This window comes from Bradyrhizobium sp. (genome assembly GCF_016219575.1).
GTDB lineage: Bacteria > Pseudomonadota > Alphaproteobacteria > Rhizobiales > Xanthobacteraceae > Bradyrhizobium.
The window spans coordinates 169,723-187,230 of record NZ_JACRMG010000013.1; the positions used below are offsets into that span (position 1 = coordinate 169,723).

A 17,508-nucleotide genomic window follows, 5' to 3' on the forward strand; every position below is an offset into this window, starting at 1 on the left:
TCGCCCCGGCGAAAGCCGGGGCGACACGTCATTTGAGACTGCCTATTTCGTCAGCGGACAGCCGCTGTCCCTGGCCGGCGGAAACGCCTTGTCGCCGGGGACGACGGCGAGCTGCTTGTAATAGTCCCACGGCTTCTTCGATTCCGAGGGCTTCTTGACCTCGAACAGATAGAGGTCGTGCACCATGCGGCCGTTCTCCTGCACCCTGCCTTGCGCGAAGTCGTCGTCGACCGGAAGCTCCTTCAGCTTCCTGGCGACGGCTTCGGTATCCTTGGTGCCGGCCGCCTTCACCGCCTTCAGATAGCTCAGCACCGCCGAATAGGTGCCGGCGTGGATCATGCTCGGCATCCGGCCGGTGCGCTTGAAGAAGCGCTCGCCGAGTGCCCGGCTCCTCGGGTCGCGGTCCCAGTAGAAGCCCTCCGTCAGCACCAGGCCTTGCGCGGCGTCAAGCCCGAGGCCGTGAACGTCGGCCAGCGTCATCAGCAAGGCGGCGAGCTTCTGGCCGCTCCTGACGATGCCGAATTCAGCCGCCTGCTTGATCGAGTTGCTGGTGTCGAGGCCGGCATTGGCGAGCCCGATGATCTTCGCCTTCGAGCTCTGCGCCTGCAGCAGGAACGACGAAAAATCCGACGCATTGAGCGGCGTGCGGACGGAGCCCAGCACCTTGCCGCCCTTGGCCTTGACATATTCGGCGGTGTCCTTTTCCAGCGCATGGCCGAAGGCATAGTCGACGGTCAGGAAGAACCAGCTGTCGCCACCGGCCTCCACCAGTGCCCCGCCGGTGCCGACCGCCAGCCCATGCGTGTCGTACGCCCAGTGAAAGCCCCAGGGCTGGCAGGCATCACCGGTCAGGCGGGAGGTTGCGGCACCCACGACAATGTCGATCTTCTTCTTTTCCTTCGACAGCTCGTGGACCGCCAGTGCGACGGAAGACGTCGTCAACTCGGTGATCATGTCGACGTGCTCGACGTCATACCAGCGCCGCGCAATGGCGGCGCCGAGATCGGGCTTGTTCTGATGGTCGGCCGAGATGACCTCGATCTTCTGGCCGAGTACGCTGCCGCCGAAATCCTCAACCGCGAGCAGCGCCGCTTCGTAGGACCATTTGCCGCCATAGTCGGCATAGACGCCGGACTGGTCGTTGAGGATTCCGATCTTGACGCCCTGAGCGGCGGCCGGTGCGATAACGGCAAGGCCACAGGCAAGGACGGCGGCCGAAATTGATCCCGATCTCATTTTTTTACCCCTGGACGTTCTCGTTCAAAGTATATTTCCGGGATCAAGTAAAATAGTCTTGCAGAGCAGCATACCTGCCGCTTGACTTGGAGATGCGCCAACGCCCGGCCGTTTCTGTTGTAGGTTCCAGCCGAAAAATACCGCAGGGAGAACGTCCATGGATGCGCGCTCGCCGCAGCAATCGCGGGACGAAACGGCCGCCACCCGCCGCGGCGCCGACCACATCGCGCCTGACGCTGCGGGGCAGAATTTCTACGCCATCGACCGCGGCCTGCGCGATTTGCTGCCGCTTTATCTCCCGCCGGACGATTTCTCCCGTCTCGAACCGCATTTCGACCGGCTCGGAGGGCTCGCCGGCGGCCGGCTGGATGAACTGGCGCGGATCGCCGACCAGAACCAGCCGGTGCTGCATCCGCGCGACCGCTTCGGCCGCGACGAGGACTGGATCGACTATCACGCCTCCTACCGCGAGATGGAGCGCATTGCGTTCGGCGATTTCCAGTTTCACGCCATGACCCATTGCGGCGGCGCGCTCGGCATCGACCGCCCGCTGCCGGCGGTCGCGAAATACGCGCTGCAATATCTGTTCGTGCAGGCGGAGTTCGGCCTGATGTGCCCGATCAGCGTCACCGACACGTCGATCCACCTCATCCGCAAGTTCGGCGATACCGCGTTGAAGGACTACCTGCTGCCGAAAATGCTGTCGTCCGATCCGGCGGTGCAGTGGAAGGGCACGCAGTTCATGACCGAGCGCGCCGGCGGCTCCGATGTCGGCACGATCGAGACCGTAGCGCGCTTCGAGAACGGCGGATGGCGGCTCCATGGCGACAAGTGGTTCTGCTCGCATGCCGACGCCGACGTCGCACTGCTGCTGGCGCGCCCCGAGGGCGCGCCAGCAGGCACAAAAGGCCTTGCGCTGTTCGCCATGCCGCGGCGGCTGGAGGACGGCAGCCGCAACGCCTACCGGATCGTGCGGCTGAAGGACAAGCTAGGCACCCGCTCGATGGCATCGGGCGAAATCCTGCTGCAAGGCGCATTCGCCTGGCTGGTCGGCCAGGCCGACCAGGGCCTCAAGCAGATGATGGAGCAGGTCAACCTGTCGCGGCTGTCGCATGGCGTGCGCGCGGCCTCGATGATGCGCCGCTGCATCAACGAGGCAATGGCCTGCGCGCGCTCGCGGGAAGCGTTCGGGCGGACCATCGTCGACTATCCCCTGCTGCGCCGCCAGTTGATGAAGATCGCCCTTCCTGCCGAGCAGGCGCTGTCGATGTTCCTGTTTGCCGCAAACGCAATGGACCGCGCCAATGCCGGCGACAAGGACGCAGAAAGCATTTTGCGCATCCTGACGCCGCTTTTGAAATTCCGCGCCTGCCGCGACAACATTCCGGTGGCGACCGGCGCGATGGAGGTGCGCGGCGGCAACGGCTACATCGAGGAATGGGTCAATGCGCGGCTGGTGCGCGACGCCCATATCGGCGTGCTCTGGGAAGGCACCAGCAACATCAACGCGCTCGACATCGTCACCCGGGCGGTCGGCAAGAGCCGCGCGCATCTGCCGCTCGCGGCGGCGCTGATGCGGCTGCTGGACGAGGCGACCGCCATCCCTGCGGCCTTCCGCGACCGGTTGCGGCAAGCGCTCGACCGCGCGATGCGTCTCGCCGGACGCGTTGCCGCCGAGGACGCGCTGGAAGATCAGGCGCGCAAGGCGGCGAGCGCGCTGTATCATGTCGCGAGCGCCATATTGATGACGTGGGAAACCTCACAGCCGGGCATCGATGCAAGGCGGGCGCTTTATGCACGGCTGGTGCTGGAGCATCGGCTGGGCGCGAAGGATCCCCTGGCGCCGGATGAAGCGGCGTGGGAGCGCGAGGCCGCGGAATTGCTGCTGTCGGGGCGGAGCGTTCTGCTGCCGGAAGTTGCCGAGCTGTTGGCCTAGGCCGGAGACCCGCCGCGTCTTGCGCTGAGCCGCTGGCATGACCGGGGCTGCCGGCCGATCTTCGGGCATGACGCCGCAAACTTCCTCCGCTAGTTTGGGCACAACAAAAGGTCCCCGGGAGGACGAGAGTGCACAAGGGCCGTGTCGTATTCGGCGCCATGGACGAGGTGGTGTTCGGCCGCCATGCCGCGGAAGCGATCGTCGAGCAACTGGACCGGCTGGGCGCCCGGCGCGCCTTCCTGATGGTGAGCGGAACGCTCAACCGCGAGACATCCGAGATCGGCAATATCCGGCAGGCGATGGGCGCGCGCTGGGCCGGCACTTTCGACAGGATGCCGGCGCATACGCCGCGCGCGGCGGTGATTGCCGCCGCCAACCAGGCGCGCGAGGCGAAGGCCGACCTGATCGTGACCGTCGGCGGCGGGTCGATCACCGACGGTGCCAAGGCGGTGCAGCTTTGCCTCGCCAACGACGTCTCGACCGTCGAAGGCATCGACGGCATCCGGGTGCGCGGCGGCGAGGAGCCGCCGATCAGGGCCCCTGCCGTGCGGCAGATCAGCGTGCCGACGACGATCGCGGGCGGCGAGTTCAGCCACATCGCGGGGGTCACCGACGAGCGCACCCACGTCAAGCAGATGCTGCGGCACGGGCTGACGATCCCTCGCGCCACCATCCTCGATCCCTGGCTTTCCGTGCACACGCCGGAATGGCTGTTCCTCTCCACCGGCATTCGCGCCGTCGACCATTGCGTGGAGGGCATCTGCGCGCGCGAGGCGCATCCCTGGGCGGACGCGCAGGCGATGAAGGGACTGGCGATGCTGACGCAGGGCTTGCGGCGCGTGAAGGCCGACGGCAACGACATCGAGGCGCGGCTGGACTGCCAGATCGGCACCTGGCTCTCGATGGCGCCGCTGTCGGGCGGCGTGCCGATGGGAGCGAGCCACGGCATCGGCTATGTGCTCGGCGGCGGATACAACGTGCCGCACGGCTACACTTCCTGCGTGATGCTGCCCGCCGTGATGCGCTGGAACAAATCCGCCAATGCGGAACGGCAGGCGCTGGTCGCCGAGGCGATGGGACAATCCGGCAAAGACGCCGGCGACGTGCTCGACGCCTTCATCCGCGGGCTTGGCATGCCGCGCAGCCTGCAGGACGTCCGCGTCGGCCCCGAACATTTCGATGCGATCGCCGAGCAGGCGATGCGCACGCCCTGGGTGCCGCGCAACCCGCGCAAGATCGACGGGCCGGCGCAGGTGCGCGAAATCCTTCTGATGGCCGCATAGGGCATGATCCGGAAACGTGGAAACCGGTTTTTCGATCAGATCATGCTCCAATAGGAGAAACTGGAGAGACAATGTACACCGGCAAGCATGTTCACCTGCGCCCGCTGCAACCGGCTTTCATCATGGCGTCCACCGGCGAAGCCGTGACCTATCGCGAGCTGGAAGCGCGCTCCAATCGCCTGGCGCATCTGTTTCGCAAGCATGGCCTGAAGCGGCTGGACCACTACTCCATCTTCATGGAGAACAACAACCGCTACCTCGAAGCCTGCGGCGCCGGCGAGCGCTCCGGCCTCTACTACACCTGCGTGAACTCGTATCTGACCCCGGGCGAGCTCGCCTACATCCTGACCAACAGCGAATCGCGGATACTGATCACATCGAAGGCGAAACTCGATGTGGCGCGCGAAGCGATCAAGGAATGTCCCAGGGTCGAGCTCTGCATCGTCGCCGATGGCGAGGGCGAGAGCGAGCGCATCGTCGGCCTGCAAGCGGCAACGACGGGATTGCCGAAGACGCCGATCGCGGACGAATATCTCGGCACGGCGATGCTCTATTCATCCGGCACCACCGGCCGGCCGAAAGGCATCCTGCGGCCGCTGCCGGAGCAGCCGGCGTCGCAGCAGTTGCCGCTGTTCGATTTCCTGGTGAAGATCTGGCAGTACCGCGAAGGCATGGTCTATCTGTCGCCGGCCCCGCTCTATCATTCGGCGCCGCAGGCCGCGGTCAACCTCACCATCAAGATGGGCGGCACGGCCATCATCATGGAGAGCTTCGATCCGGAGCGCTATCTGCAGCTGGTGGAGCAATGGGGTATCACCCACACCCAGCTGGTGCCCACCATGTTCTCGCGCATGCTGAAGCTGCCGGAAGAGGTACGCAAGCGCTATGACCTCTCCTCGCTCGAGGTCGCGATCCACGCGGCAGCGCCCTGCCCCGCCGCCGTGAAGGACGACATGATCAAATGGTGGGGCCCGATCATCCACGAATATTACGGCGCCACCGAGGGCCTCGGATTTACCGCCTGCAACAGCGAGGAATGGCTGGCGCATCGCGGCACCGTCGGCCGCGTGCTGCTCGGCGACCTGCATATCCTGGACGAGAACATGCAGCCGTGCCCGAAGGGCACGCCCGGCACGGTGTGGTTCAAGACAGCGACGCCGTTCGAATATTTCAACGATCCCGCCAAGACCAAGGAAGCGCGCTCGGCCGACGAGAGCATGAGCACGGTCGGCGACGTCGGTTACGTCGACGACGACAACTTCCTCTATCTCACCGATCGCGCAACCTTCATGATCATCTCCGGCGGCGTGAACATCTATCCGCAGGAATGCGAGAACCTGCTGATCACGCACCCGAAGATCGCCGATGCCGCCGTGTTCGGCGTGCCCAATGCCGATCTGGGAGAAGAAGTGAAGGCGGTGGTGCAGCCGATGCCGGGTGTCACGCCTTGCGAGCAATTGGCGCAGGAGCTGATCGCCTTCTGCAGCCAGTCGCTGTCGCGCCAGAAGGTGCCGCGCTCGATCGATTTCGAGGCCGAGCTGCCGCGGCTGCCGACCGGCAAACTCTACAAGCGCCTGCTGCGCGACCGCTATTGGGGCAACAAGACCTCGCGGATCGTCTGAGGGCGGCGGACGCGGTGCCGGACTCGCGCTCGCGGGCGCGCGTGGATATAGTGGCACGGCGTCCAGCTTCGCCGGGAGGCACGCCGTGCCAACAGCCCAGCCGCTCGAACCGACGCCGCTGCCGGCAAGAAAGCTCGAATTCACGGCCGCAGAGATCGGCGCGCTCGCCCATCTCTATCGCGGCGAGGTCTATCGCAGCACGGTGTGGCGCACGCGCCTCGACTCTTCGACCAACTGGGCGGTTGTCACGACCGGCATCGCGCTCTCGGCCACCTATGCCAGCGCCGAAGCTTCGCCGCTGCCGATGGTCCTGGTCGGACTTCTGGTCACCGTCTTCCTGGTGTTCGAAGCGCGGCGCTACCGCTATTTCAACGTCTGGCGCGCCCGCGCGCGGCTGCTGGAAACCGATTTCTACGCGCCCATGCTCAGGGGAGAGGACGTTGCGCCCAGCGCCAGCTGGACGGAACTTCTGGCCAACGACTATCGCCATCCGCGCTATCACATCAGCTTTGCGCGCGCGATCGGCCGGCGGCTGCGCCGCACCTATGGCTGGATCTTCGCCATCCAGGCAATTGCCTATTACGGCAAGCTCGCGATCCATCCCGGCCCCATGACGGCGCTCTCCGAAGTCTGGGAGCGGGCCTCGATCGGCCCGGTTCCCGGCACGCTCGTGGTGCTGGCCGGCGTGATCTTTCATTCGAGCTGGGTAGTCTTCGCCTACGCGACGTGGCGCGTCGAACAGGCGAACCGGCGCGATCGGAAGAGCCTGATCGCGATGGGCTGACCTGCAGGGGTCGCAACGGCTTGCGACATTGTGAGATACCCCGGTTCCGGCGCAGAATTCCCGGCAGTGGAATGTTGCGCCGCATTAGGCGGAAGTAGCAAGAACGACAGCGACTTGGCCGGTTGCCCGCCCCTGCCGTCATGCTATCGTCGCGGGCAAGTCGGCGACAACAGACCGAATATCGAGGGAGAGACACATGCGAAGCGTGCACGCGCTGGGCGTTGCGGCATTGGTAATGCTGGCGCTGCCGGATCCCACATTCGCCGGCGAACCGAAATCGGGCGGCATCCTGCGCGTCTATCACCGCGACAGCCCGGGCAGCGCGTCGATCCACGAAGGCGCGACCTATTCGATCAACATCCCCTTTATGCCGGTGTTCAACAACCTCGTGATGTTCGATCAGCACAAGGCGCAAAACAGCCAGGACACCATCGTCCCCGATCTCGCGGAGAGCTGGGCCTGGAGCGCCGACAAGAAGATCCTGACCTTCAAGCTGCGCAACGACGTCAAATGGCACGATGGCAAGCCGTTCACCTCGGCGGACGTCAAATGCACCTTCGACATGCTGATGGGCAAGTCGCAGCAGAAGTTCCGGCAGAACCCGCGCAAATCCTGGTACGACCAGGTCAACGAGGTCACGACCAACGGCGACTATGAGGCATCCTTCAATCTGAAGCGGCCGCAGCCGGCGCTGCTGTCGCTGCTCGCCTCCGGCTATACGCCGGTCTATCCCTGCCACGTGTCGCCCGCCGACATGCGCACCAAGCCGATCGGCACCGGGCCGTTCAAATTCGTCGAGTTCAAGGCCAACGAGTCGATCAAGATCGCCAAGAACCCCGATTACTGGAAGAAGGGGCTGCCCTATCTCGACGGCATCGAGTACACCATCATCACGAACCGCTCGACCGCGATCCTCGGCTTCGTCTCCGGCAAGTTCGACATGACATTCCCGACGGAAGTGTCGATCCCGCTCCTGAAGGACGTCAAGTCGCAGGCGCCGAATGCCGTTTGTGTGGTCGAGCCGGTCAACGTCTCCACCAACATCATCGTCAATTCATCCAATCCGCCGTTCGACAATCTCGACATCCGCCGCGCGCTGGCGCTGGCGCTCGACCGCAAGGCGTTCATCCAGATCCAGTTCGAAGGCCAGGCCGACATCGGCGGCACCATGCTGCCGGCGCCCGCCGGATTGTGGGCGATGCCCAAGGAGATGCTGGAGCAGATTCCAGGCTACGGTCCGGACGTGGAGAAGAACCGCGATGAAGCGCGCAAGCTGATGCAGAAGGCGGGTTATGGCCCGGACAAGCGCCTCGCCATCAAGATCGCCACGCGCAACATCCCGATCTATCGCGACCCCGCCATCATCCTGATCGACCAGATCAAGAGCATCTTTATCGACGCCGAGCTCGACGTGGTCGACACCGCGCAATGGTTCCCGAAAGTAGCGCGCAAGGACTATTCGCTCGGTCTCAATCTGACCGGCAATGCCGTCGACGATCCCGACCAGTCCTTCTACGAGAACTATTCCTGCGGTTCGGAGCGCAACTATACCGGCTACTGCAACAAGGAAATCGAGAAGCTGTTCGACCAGCAGTCGATGGAATTCGACGTCGCCAAGCGCAAGAAGATCGTGTGGGAGATCGACAAGAAACTGCAGGAAGACGTCGCGCGCCCGATCATTTTCCACAGCCGCACCGGCAGCTGCTGGCAGCCCTATGTCAAGAACATCACGATCATGTCCAACAGCTCCTACAACGGCTATCGCTACGAAGACATCTGGATGGACAAGTAAGGCGCGTTGCGGGTAGCGTGGCGGCGATCCGGCGCATGACAGGCGCAAGCCGGTGTTGGGGAAAGTCATGCGCAAGAAAAGCGGGACGGGCGGGATGACTGAAGTCATCGCGCCCTAGAGGGAGAAGCCGGGTGTTTGCTTACATCGTGCGACGCCTCGCTTTGATGCTCGTGACCCTGTTCGGGATCTCGGTCATCATCTTCGTGCTGCTGCGCGTGGTGCCCGGCAATATAGTCGACATCCTGTTCGACGCGGCTGGCTTCGTCGATCCGGCCGACAAGGCCAATCTCGAGAAGGAGCTCGGTCTCAGCCAGCCGATCGTGGTGCAGTATTTCAACTGGATCAGCGGGCTGCTTCGCGGCGATCTCGGCTACTCCTACGTCTCTGAGAAGCCGGCGCTGCAGGAGATCCTGCCGCGCATCCCGATCACCGCGAAGCTTGCTGGCCTCGCGCTGCTGTTCTCCGCTTCCATCGGCATTCCGCTCGGCGTCATCAGCGCCGTGCATCAGGGCACGAGACTCGACTACACGCTGCGCGTGATCAGCCTGAGCGGCCTGTCGTTGCCCTCGTTCTGGCTCGGCCTGCTGATCCTGATGGCGTCGGTCTCGCTGTTCGGCATGATGCCGATTTTCAACCCCAACCCGAAAACCTGGACCGAGGCGTTCGCCATCTATGCCGTGCCGGCCATGGCGGTCGGCTTCCGCAGCGCCGCGCTCACCATGCGCATCACGCGCTCCTCGATGCTGGAGATCCTGCGCCAGGACTATATCCGCACCGCGCGCGCCAAGGGCGCCTCGGAGGCTTCCGTCAACTACCATCACGCGCTGAAGAACGCCGTGCTGCCCGTGATAACCGTGATCGGCATCGAGGCCGCATTCCTGATCGGCGGCCTGATCGTAACGGAAACCGTGTTCAACATTCCCGGCATCGCGCGCTTCCTGGTCGAGGCGTTGCGTTGGCGCGATTATCCGATCGTGCAGAACCTCGTGATGTTCATCGCCTGCGTGGTCGTGTTCACGAATTTCGTCGTCGATCTGCTCTACGCGGCAATCGACCCGCGCATTCGGTTTGGAGACTGAGCATGATCCGGAAAAGTGGGAACCGGTTTTCCGACAAGATCATGCTCCAAACAAAGAGAACGTAGTGGCCGTCGTCAACTACGATAGCGAGCTGAGACGCGCGGGCGCCCATGCCACCCATGGCTGGCGGCGGCTGGCCTTCCTGGCGCAGCGCTATGTGCTCGGCACCTTCGGCCTCATCATCATGGTGCTGTTCGTGTGGACGGCGCTGTCGGCCGACCTCATCTCGCGCTACGACCCGCTGACGGTGGATTCCGCGCATCGCCTCGCGCCTCCCAGCTGGGCGCATTGGCTGGGCACGGATTCCTTCGGCCGCGACGTCTGGAGCCGCATTGTCCACGGCGCGCGCATTTCGCTGGCGGTCGGCATCGGCTCGACCGCGCTCGGCGCCACCCTCGGCGTCATCGTCGGGCTGATCTCCGGCTACCTGTCCGGCTGGGTCGACCTCGTGTTCCAACGCGTCACCGACATCCTGCAATCGCTGCCGCTGCTGGTGCTGGCGCTGGTGATGACGGCGGCGCTCGGCCCGTCCCTGCACAACGTGATCATCGCCATCGCCATTCCGCTAATCCCGACGGTATCGCGCGTCATTCGCGCCAACACGCTGGCGCTGCGCGAGCAGCCGTTCGTGGAGGCCGCCAAATCGATCGGCATGAGCGAGACGCGGATCGCCATCCGCCATGTGCTGCCCAACACGCTGGCGCCGCTGATCGTGCTCGCCACCGCGCAGCTCGGCTCCACGATCCTCACGGAGGCCTCCCTCTCCTTCCTCGGCCTCGGCATCCCCGAGCCCTATCCCTCCTGGGGACGCATGCTGTCGGAATCCGCGGCCGAATATGTCCGCACCGCACCGTGGCTGGTGATCTTCCCGGGCGTGGCGATCAGCCTTGCGGTGTTCGGCACCAATCTGTTCGGCGACGCGCTCCGCGACATCCTCGACCCGAGGCAGCGCGGCTGATGAGCGGAGCCAAGGCGGACGATTTGATCCTCGACGTGAAGAACCTGAAAACGGTGTTCTTCACCAATTCCGGCCTGTTCAAGGCGGTCGACGACGTTTCCTTCAATGTCCGCCGCGGCGAGACGCTGGCGATCGTCGGCGAATCCGGATGCGGCAAGAGCGTCACCGCGCTCTCGATCATGCGGCTGGTGCCCAATCCGCCCGGCAAGATCGTCGGCGGTTCGGTGACGCTGGAGAGCACCGACCTGCTCGGGCTCGACGAGGAGACAATGCGCGGCATCCGGGGCAACCGGATGTCGATGATCTTCCAGGAGCCGATGACGTCACTGAACCCGGTCATGCGCATCGGTGACCAGATCACCGAGGCGGTGCGGCTGCATCAGAACGTGACCGCCAGGGAAGCCTGGAGCCGCGCGGTGGAGATGCTGCGGCTGGTGCGCATTCCCGAGCCGGAGCGGCGCGCGCGGGAATATCCGCACCAGCTTTCCGGCGGCATGCGCCAGCGCGCGATGATCGCGATGGCACTGGCCTGCCGTCCGGCGCTGCTGATCGCGGACGAGCCGACCACCGCGCTCGACGTCACCATCCAGGCGCAGATCCTGGCGCTGATCGTCGAACTGCAGAAGGAGCTCGGCACCGGCCTCATCCTGATCACGCACGACCTCGGCGTCGTTGCGCAAACCGCGCAGCGGGTAATCGTGATGTATGCGGGCAGGAAGGTCGAGGAGGCCAGCGTCGACGACCTGTTCGCCGATCCCCGCCATCCCTATACCCGCGGCCTGATGGCCTCGATGCCGGCCGTGATCTCGCTCGGCGCCAAGACCGACGTCCGCCTGACCGAGATCCCCGGCATGGTGCCTTCATTGACCAACCTGCCCGAGGGCTGCGCCTTTGCGCCGCGTTGCCCGCTCGCGATCGAGCGCTGCCGCCAGGAATACCCGCCGCTGCAGGATTTTGGCGGCCAGCATCGCGCCGCCTGCTGGCGCGCGGCCGAACTGGCGAAGGCATCATGAGCGAGACCCGCCCTATCCTCGAGGTCAAGGACCTCGTCAAGCACTACGCGGTGCGCGGCGGCGTGCTGCGCCGTCAGGTCGGTACCGTGCATGCGGTGGACGGCGTCAGTTTCTCGCTCGGCGTCGGCGAGACGCTGGGGCTCGTCGGCGAATCCGGCTGCGGCAAATCCACGGTGGCACGCACCGTGCTGCGGCTGGTCGAGCCGACCTCGGGCAGCATCAAGCTCAACGGCACCGACATCACGCCACTGAGCAAGACCGACATGCGCCCGGTGCGCCGCTCGATGCAGATCGTGTTCCAGGACCCGTTCGCCTCGCTCAATCCGCGCATGACCGCCGGCGACATCGTCGGCGAACCGCTCAGCGTGCATGGCCTCGCCAGCGGCGCGGAGAAGGAAGCGCGCGTCGCCGAGCTGTTCCGGCAGGTGGGCCTGCGGCCCGACCAGACGAAGAACTACCCGCATCAGTTCTCCGGCGGCCAGCGCCAGCGCATCTGCATCGCCCGCGCGCTCGCGCTCGGCCCCGAGCTGATCGTCTGCGACGAGCCGGTCTCGGCGCTCGACGTCTCGATCCAGGCGCAGGTGATCAATCTCTTGATCGACCTGCAGCGCAGCCACGGCTTTTCCTATCTCTTCATCGCGCACGATCTCGCGGTGGTCGCCCATATCAGCCATCGCGTCGCAGTGATGTATCTCGGGCGCATCGTCGAGATCGCAGACAAGGCCGAGCTGTTCGCCAACCCGCGCCATCCCTACACCCAGGCGCTGCTCGCTTCGGTGCCGGTGGCCAATCCGAAGATGAAGCGGCTGAAGCCGCTGGTCGACGGCGATGTGCCGAGCCCGATCAACCCGCCTTCCGGCTGCGCCTTCCACACCCGCTGCCGTTATGTGATGGACCGCTGCAAGATGGAGCGCCCCGCGCTGACCGAGGCCGGCAGCGGGCATCAGGTGGCATGCTGGCTGAATGACGGAACGGGGCGGCCGGGGTAATTCAACGCCGTCGTATCACCACCGCTGTCGTCCCGGCGAACGCCGGGACCCATAACCACAGTGCGTTGTTGTTTGAACTTGCTGTGGCCGCAGGATTCGCAAAACTGCTTCCTGTGGTTGTGGGTCCCGGGTCTGCGCTTCGCTTGCCCGGGACGACAACTACGCCGCCGCCTCGATCTCCACCACGATCTTCCCTGTCGTGACCTGCTCGCCCTCGGCGACGTCGATGGACGATACCGTGCCCGCGACGCCGGCCGTGTGGACGTGCTCCATCTTCATCGCTTCCAGCGTCATCACGGGCTGGCCGACCGAAACCTTGTCGCCGGGCTTGACCAGCACGGCGACCACGCGGCCGTTCATGGTGGCGCGGACCTTGCCGTCGCCGCCGACGGCCGCCGATTCCGGGACCGCCAGCGTGAGGTCGTGAACCGCCAGTGTGACGCCGCGGTGCAGGAAATACAGCCTGTCGTCATGGCGCAGGAATTTTGCCGATTGCATCACGCCGTCATGGCGGAAGCGGATGCTGCCGCCCTCCAGCGCCTCGATCTCGAAGCGATGGGCATCGCCGTCGCGGCTCGCGATATAGCAGCCATCGCGCTCGCGCACGACCTCGATTTCATGAATCCTGCCGCCGATCGAAAAGCGCGTCGCGAGCGGGAACGTCGCGGCCAGCGAACGCCCGGATCGCCAGGGCGGCGAATGCGGATTGCTGACATAGAGCAGCAGCGCCGCGAACGCAGCTTCGCGCGCTTCATCGGCGGACGGCGCCAGCAACTCGTTGCGATGGCTGCCGATGAAGGCGGTCGTCGCCTCGCCCTTCGCAAAGGCGGGATGGCGCAGGCAGGAGATCAGGAACCCCTGGTTGGTGGTGACGCCATAAGCCTCGACCTGCTCCAGGCCGCAGATCAACTTGCCCCGCGCCTCGTCGCGCGTGGCGCCATGGCCGATGACCTTGGCGATCATGGAATCGTAGAACGGCGGGATCTCCGATCCGGATTGCAGCGCGTGCTCGATGCGAATGTCTTCCGGCATCTGCCACAGCATCATCCTGCCGGACTGCGGCATGAAATCATGCGCGGCGTCTTCCGAGCACAGCCGCACCTCGATGGCATGACCGTCGAAGCGGATGTCCTCCTGTTTCACGGGAAGCGGCTCGCCGGCTGCGACGCGAAGCTGTAGCTCGACCAGGTCGAGGCCGGTGATCGCTTCCGTGACGGGATGCTCGACCTGCAGGCGCGTATTCATTTCCATGAAGTAGAACGCGCCGCCCTTGTCGAGCAGGAATTCCAGCGTGCCGGCACCCTCGTAGCCGATCGCCTTGACGGCGGCGACGGCGACCTCGCCCATCCGCGCGCGCAGTTGCGGCGACACCGCCGGCGACGGCGCTTCCTCGATCAGCTTCTGGTGCCGCCGCTGCACCGAGCAGTCGCGCTCTCCGAGGTGGATCGCGTTGCCATGGCGATCACCGAATACCTGGATCTCGATGTGGCGGGGATCGACGATGGCGCGCTCGAGAATGACGGTCGGATCGCCGAACGCCCCCTGCGCTTCCGAGCGTGCGCTGCGCAGCGCGTCCGGAAACGCGCCGGCATCGGCGACCAGCCGCATGCCGCGGCCGCCGCCGCCGGCCACCGCCTTGATCATCACGGGAAAGCCGATATTCTTCGCTTCCGCCAGCATCGCTGAATCGCTCTGGTCGGCGCCCTGATAGCCGGGCACGCAGGGCACCCCGGCCTTCTGCATGATCTCCTTGGCGCCGGCCTTGTTGCCCATCGCCCTGATCGCTTCCGGCGACGGACCGATGAAGACGAGCCCGGCATCGCGGCAGGCGGCCGCAAAATCCTCGTTCTCGGCCAGGAAGCCGTAACCGGGGTGCACGGCGCCGGCTCCGCTCGCCCTGGCGGCTGCGATAATCGCATCGATCCGCAAGTAAGATTGCGCCGGCAGCGCCTCGCCGATGTGCACGGCAGAGTCCGCCTCGCGCACATGCAGCGCATCGCGATCGACATCGGAATAGACCGCAACCGTCCCATAGCCGAGGCGCTTCGCGGTGCGGATGATACGCAACGCGATCTCGCCGCGATTGGCGATCAGGATCCTGAAGAACGGCGTCCGCTTCGCACTCGCCTTCGCATTCATGGGCGGGCCACCGAGAACTGCATCCGCTGGGGCGTGCGGGCATCGCCGTCCCGGCAGATCGCCAGCACTTCGGAGAGGACGGCGCGGGTATCGCGCGGGTCGATCACGCCATCGTCCAGCACGCGCGCCGACGTCGAGAATATGTCCATCTGGCCGTCGAACACGCCGACGATCTGCGCTTTCATCGCCTCGAGCTGCTCCTTCGGCACGGGCTTGCCGCGCCGCGCGGCGGCAGCTTCGGTGACGATCGCCATGGTTTCCGCCGCCTGCTCGCCGCCCATCACGGCGGTCCTGGCGTTGGGCCAGGAGAAGCAGAAGCGCGGATGGAAGCCGCGGCCGCACATGCCGTAGTTGCCGGCGCCGAAGGAGGCGCCGCAATAGATGGTGATCTGCGGCACCGTCGCCGAGGTCACGGCCTGGATCATCTTGGAGCCGTGCTTGATCATGCCGGCTTCCTCGTATTCGCGGCCGACCATGTAGCCGGTGGTATTGTTCATGTAGAGTAGCGGCGTGCGCGACTGGCAGCAGGCCTGGATGAAATGCGTGGCCTTGTTGGCGCCGGGAACGTCGAGCGGGCCGTTATTGGTGATGATGCCGATCGCCTGCCCTTCGATACGGGCGTGGCCGCAGACCGTGGCTGGGCCGTAGTTCGGGGAAAATTCGGTGAAGTCGGAGTCGTCGATGAAGCGTGCAATCGCCTGGCGCATGTCGACGGGGCGCTTGTGATCCATCGGCATGACGCCGAGCAGCTCTTCCGCATCGTAGCGCGGCGGACGGAAATTGCCCTGGGTCAGCTTCGGCCGGTCCCATTCGAGCTTGCCCATGATCTCGCGCGCGATACGCAACGCGTCGCGGTCGTCCTCGGCAAGATAGTCGCCGAGGCCGGAGATCGAGGTGTGCATTTCGGCGCCGCCGAGCTCTTCTTCGGTGGCGATCTCGCCGGTGGCGGCCTTCAGCAGCGGCGGACCGGCGAGGAACGCGCGGGTGCGGCCGCGCACCATCACGATGTAGTCGGAGAGCCCGGTCTGGTAGGCGCCGCCAGCGGTGGAGGAGCCGTGCGTGACGGTGACCACGGGCAGGCCCGCTGCCGACAGCCGTGCGAGATTGCGGAAAATGTTGCCGCCGCGGACGAAATCCTCGACGCGATAGCGCAGCAGATTGGCGCCGGCGCTTTCGACCAGCTGCACATAAGGCAGCTTGTTCTCCAGCGCCATTTCCTGCACCCGGAGCGTCTTGTCGAGACCGAAAGGCTGCAGCGCGCCGGCATCGATGCCGGCATCATTGGCGCTCACCATGCAGCGGATGCCGGCGACAAAGCCGATGCCGGCGATCAGCCCGCCGCCGGGCACGCTCTTCTCGGCATTGGGCACATCGAACATGTAACCGGCAAGCGTCGACAGCTCCAGGAACGGCGAGCCGGGATCGAGCACCAGCGCGACGCGCTCGCGCGGCAACAGCTGCCCGCGCTTGTGGAAGCGGTCCTTGGCGGCGGCAGAGGCAGCGCGGGTGCGGTCTTCCAGCGCCCGCATGCGCGCGATCAGCGCCAGCATGCCGTCGCGGTTGGCCTTGTAGGCCGCGCTGCCGGTGGCGATGGTGTTCTCGATGATGGCCATTACTCAGCGCCCTCATGCACTGTCGTCATTGCGAGGAGCGAAGCGACGAAGCAATCCATTCTTCCTTTGTGCGGCACGATGGATTGCTTCGCTTCGCTCGCAATGACGGGGGGATAGCTCAATGCCTCACCCCGAAAATCTTCCGCGCTTCCGCCGGTGAGGCGATCTCGCGTCCGGCCTTGCGCGCGCAGGCGACAAGTGCCTCGACGAGCTGCCCGTTGGAGGTCACCTTGGTGCCGTCGCCGAGATAGAAGGTATCTTCGAGCCCGGACCGCAAATGGCCGCCGAGATCGGCGCAGCGCTGGTGCAGCGGCCAGATCTCGTCGCGGCCGATGGCAGTGACCTGCCAATGCCCCTCGGGACGCTTCAGCTTCAGCAGGATCGGCAGCAGGTCGGGATCCGCCGGCATGCCGGAGGCAACCCCCATCACGAAATTATATTCCAGCGGGCCCGAATACATGCCGGTCTGCACATACATGCCGACCGAGCGGACGATGCCGACATCGAAGCATTCGAATTCCGGAATCGTGCCCGCGTCCTTCATGGCGTTCAGGAAGTCCTGCACTTTCGCGACCGAATTGTCGAACATCATCGGCGGCCAGGCCCAGCTGTTGTCGGCCTTGACCTTCAGATAGTTCAGCGAGCCGGCGTTGCAGGCGGCGATCTCGGGCTTGGTCTCGCGCACGCAGGCGAGCGGCCCCTCATAATGCGGTCCCGGAGTCCCCGTCGTATGGTTGATGATCACGCCGGGACAAGCCTCGCGGATCGCCTGCTGGATTTCCCTGCTGACCGCGACTTCCCAGGACGGCAGGTGGCCCTTGCCGGGCCCCTGCTGGCGCAGGTGGATGTGCATGATGCTGGCCCCGGCATCGAAGGCGGCCCTGGCCTCGCGACCCATCTGCTCGGGGGTGACCGGCACATTGTGCTGTTTTGGGTCAGTGAGCACGCCGTTCAGCGCGCAGGTGATGACGGCCTTGTCGCTCATGATGCTCGTTCCAGATGCGGTGCGGGCATGATGGTTAGTTCGCGGCGGCCCCTCTTGCGTGCACAAGCTGGCGGTGCGG

Annotated in this window: 13 protein-coding genes; 9 read left to right on the forward strand and 4 right to left on the reverse strand. The window is 65.2% G+C overall.

The features are described from left to right. Positions 1-42: 42 nt before the first annotated feature. Positions 43-1,236, reverse strand: a complete 1,194-nt coding sequence (locus tag HZB49_RS13525; protein WP_291612093.1) for an ABC transporter substrate-binding protein — start codon at positions 1,234-1,236, stop codon at positions 43-45. A 157-nt stretch (positions 1,237-1,393) separates the two neighbouring features. On the opposite strand from HZB49_RS13525, the gene HZB49_RS13530 reads away from it, so the two are divergent. The 9 genes from HZB49_RS13530 (at position 1,394) to HZB49_RS13570 (ending at position 12,692) form a co-directional block, all read left to right on the forward strand. Further along, complete coding sequence (locus HZB49_RS13530; RefSeq protein WP_291612095.1) at positions 1,394-3,172, forward strand: acyl-CoA dehydrogenase family protein; 1,779 nt, start codon at positions 1,394-1,396, stop codon at positions 3,170-3,172. Positions 3,173-3,300: 128 nt separating this feature from the next. Further along, on the forward strand, positions 3,301-4,455 hold the full coding sequence (locus tag HZB49_RS13535; RefSeq protein ID WP_291612097.1) for an iron-containing alcohol dehydrogenase: 1,155 nt from the start codon (positions 3,301-3,303) through the stop codon (positions 4,453-4,455). 71 nt (positions 4,456-4,526) lie between these two features. Further along, positions 4,527-6,077 (forward strand): AMP-binding protein, encoded by a 1,551-nt coding sequence (locus HZB49_RS13540; protein WP_291612099.1) that lies wholly within the window; start codon positions 4,527-4,529, stop codon positions 6,075-6,077. An 85-nt stretch (positions 6,078-6,162) separates the two neighbouring features. Beyond that, positions 6,163-6,861 (forward strand): DUF2270 domain-containing protein, encoded by a 699-nt coding sequence (locus tag HZB49_RS13545; RefSeq protein WP_291612101.1) that lies wholly within the window; start codon positions 6,163-6,165, stop codon positions 6,859-6,861. Between the two features lie 196 nt (positions 6,862-7,057). Further along, a complete protein-coding gene (locus HZB49_RS13550) occupies positions 7,058-8,653 on the forward strand; it encodes an ABC transporter substrate-binding protein (protein WP_291612103.1) in 1,596 nt (531 codons plus the stop codon). Between the two features lie 131 nt (positions 8,654-8,784). Further along, positions 8,785-9,732 carry an ABC transporter permease gene (locus tag HZB49_RS13555; RefSeq protein ID WP_291612105.1) on the forward strand — a complete coding sequence of 316 codons (948 nt, stop codon included), beginning with the start codon at positions 8,785-8,787 and terminating at the stop codon, positions 9,730-9,732. 64 nt (positions 9,733-9,796) lie between these two features. Then, positions 9,797-10,690: an ABC transporter permease gene (locus tag HZB49_RS13560; RefSeq protein ID WP_291612107.1), complete on the forward strand. Its 894-nt coding sequence runs from the start codon at positions 9,797-9,799 to the stop codon at positions 10,688-10,690. Next, entirely contained in the window at positions 10,690-11,703 is a 1,014-nt protein-coding gene (locus HZB49_RS13565) for an ABC transporter ATP-binding protein (protein ID WP_291612109.1), read from the forward strand. Before HZB49_RS13560 ends, HZB49_RS13565 begins: the two co-directional genes overlap by 1 nt. Beyond that, positions 11,700-12,692: a dipeptide ABC transporter ATP-binding protein gene (locus tag HZB49_RS13570; protein ID WP_291612111.1), complete on the forward strand. Its 993-nt coding sequence runs from the start codon at positions 11,700-11,702 to the stop codon at positions 12,690-12,692. The genes HZB49_RS13565 and HZB49_RS13570 overlap by 4 nt, the downstream gene beginning before the upstream one ends. A gap of 159 nt (positions 12,693-12,851) precedes the next feature. Here HZB49_RS13570 and HZB49_RS13575 read toward each other — a convergent pair whose 3' ends face one another. The 3 genes from HZB49_RS13575 to HZB49_RS13585 all read right to left on the reverse strand — a co-directional run bounded on the left by HZB49_RS13575 (position 12,852) and on the right by HZB49_RS13585 (position 17,429). Next, entirely contained in the window at positions 12,852-14,831 is a 1,980-nt protein-coding gene (locus HZB49_RS13575; protein WP_291612113.1) for an acetyl-CoA carboxylase biotin carboxylase subunit, read from the reverse strand. Next, entirely contained in the window at positions 14,828-16,444 is a 1,617-nt protein-coding gene (locus HZB49_RS13580; RefSeq protein WP_291612116.1) for a carboxyl transferase domain-containing protein, read from the reverse strand. The genes HZB49_RS13575 and HZB49_RS13580 overlap by 4 nt, the downstream gene beginning before the upstream one ends. Before the next feature lie 118 nt (positions 16,445-16,562). Beyond that, positions 16,563-17,429: a 3-keto-5-aminohexanoate cleavage protein gene (locus HZB49_RS13585; protein WP_291612118.1), complete on the reverse strand. Its 867-nt coding sequence runs from the start codon at positions 17,427-17,429 to the stop codon at positions 16,563-16,565. Between the last annotated feature and the right edge of the window lie 79 nt (positions 17,430-17,508).

Coding starts and splice junctions, on each gene's coding strand:
- HZB49_RS13525 (WP_291612093.1), bottom strand. CDS start 1,236: ATGAGATCGGGATCAATTTCGGCCGCCGTCCTTGCCTGTGGCCTTGCC.
- HZB49_RS13530 (WP_291612095.1), top strand. CDS start 1,394: ATGGATGCGCGCTCGCCGCAGCAATCGCGGGACGAAACGGCCGCCACC.
- HZB49_RS13540 (WP_291612099.1), top strand. CDS start 4,527: ATGTACACCGGCAAGCATGTTCACCTGCGCCCGCTGCAACCGGCTTTC.
- HZB49_RS13550 (WP_291612103.1), top strand. CDS start 7,058: ATGCGAAGCGTGCACGCGCTGGGCGTTGCGGCATTGGTAATGCTGGCG.
- HZB49_RS13565 (WP_291612109.1), top strand. CDS start 10,690: ATGAGCGGAGCCAAGGCGGACGATTTGATCCTCGACGTGAAGAACCTG.
- HZB49_RS13570 (WP_291612111.1), top strand. CDS start 11,700: ATGAGCGAGACCCGCCCTATCCTCGAGGTCAAGGACCTCGTCAAGCAC.
- HZB49_RS13575 (WP_291612113.1), bottom strand. CDS start 14,831: ATGAATGCGAAGGCGAGTGCGAAGCGGACGCCGTTCTTCAGGATCCTG.
- HZB49_RS13580 (WP_291612116.1), bottom strand. CDS start 16,444: ATGGCCATCATCGAGAACACCATCGCCACCGGCAGCGCGGCCTACAAG.
- HZB49_RS13585 (WP_291612118.1), bottom strand. CDS start 17,429: ATGAGCGACAAGGCCGTCATCACCTGCGCGCTGAACGGCGTGCTCACT.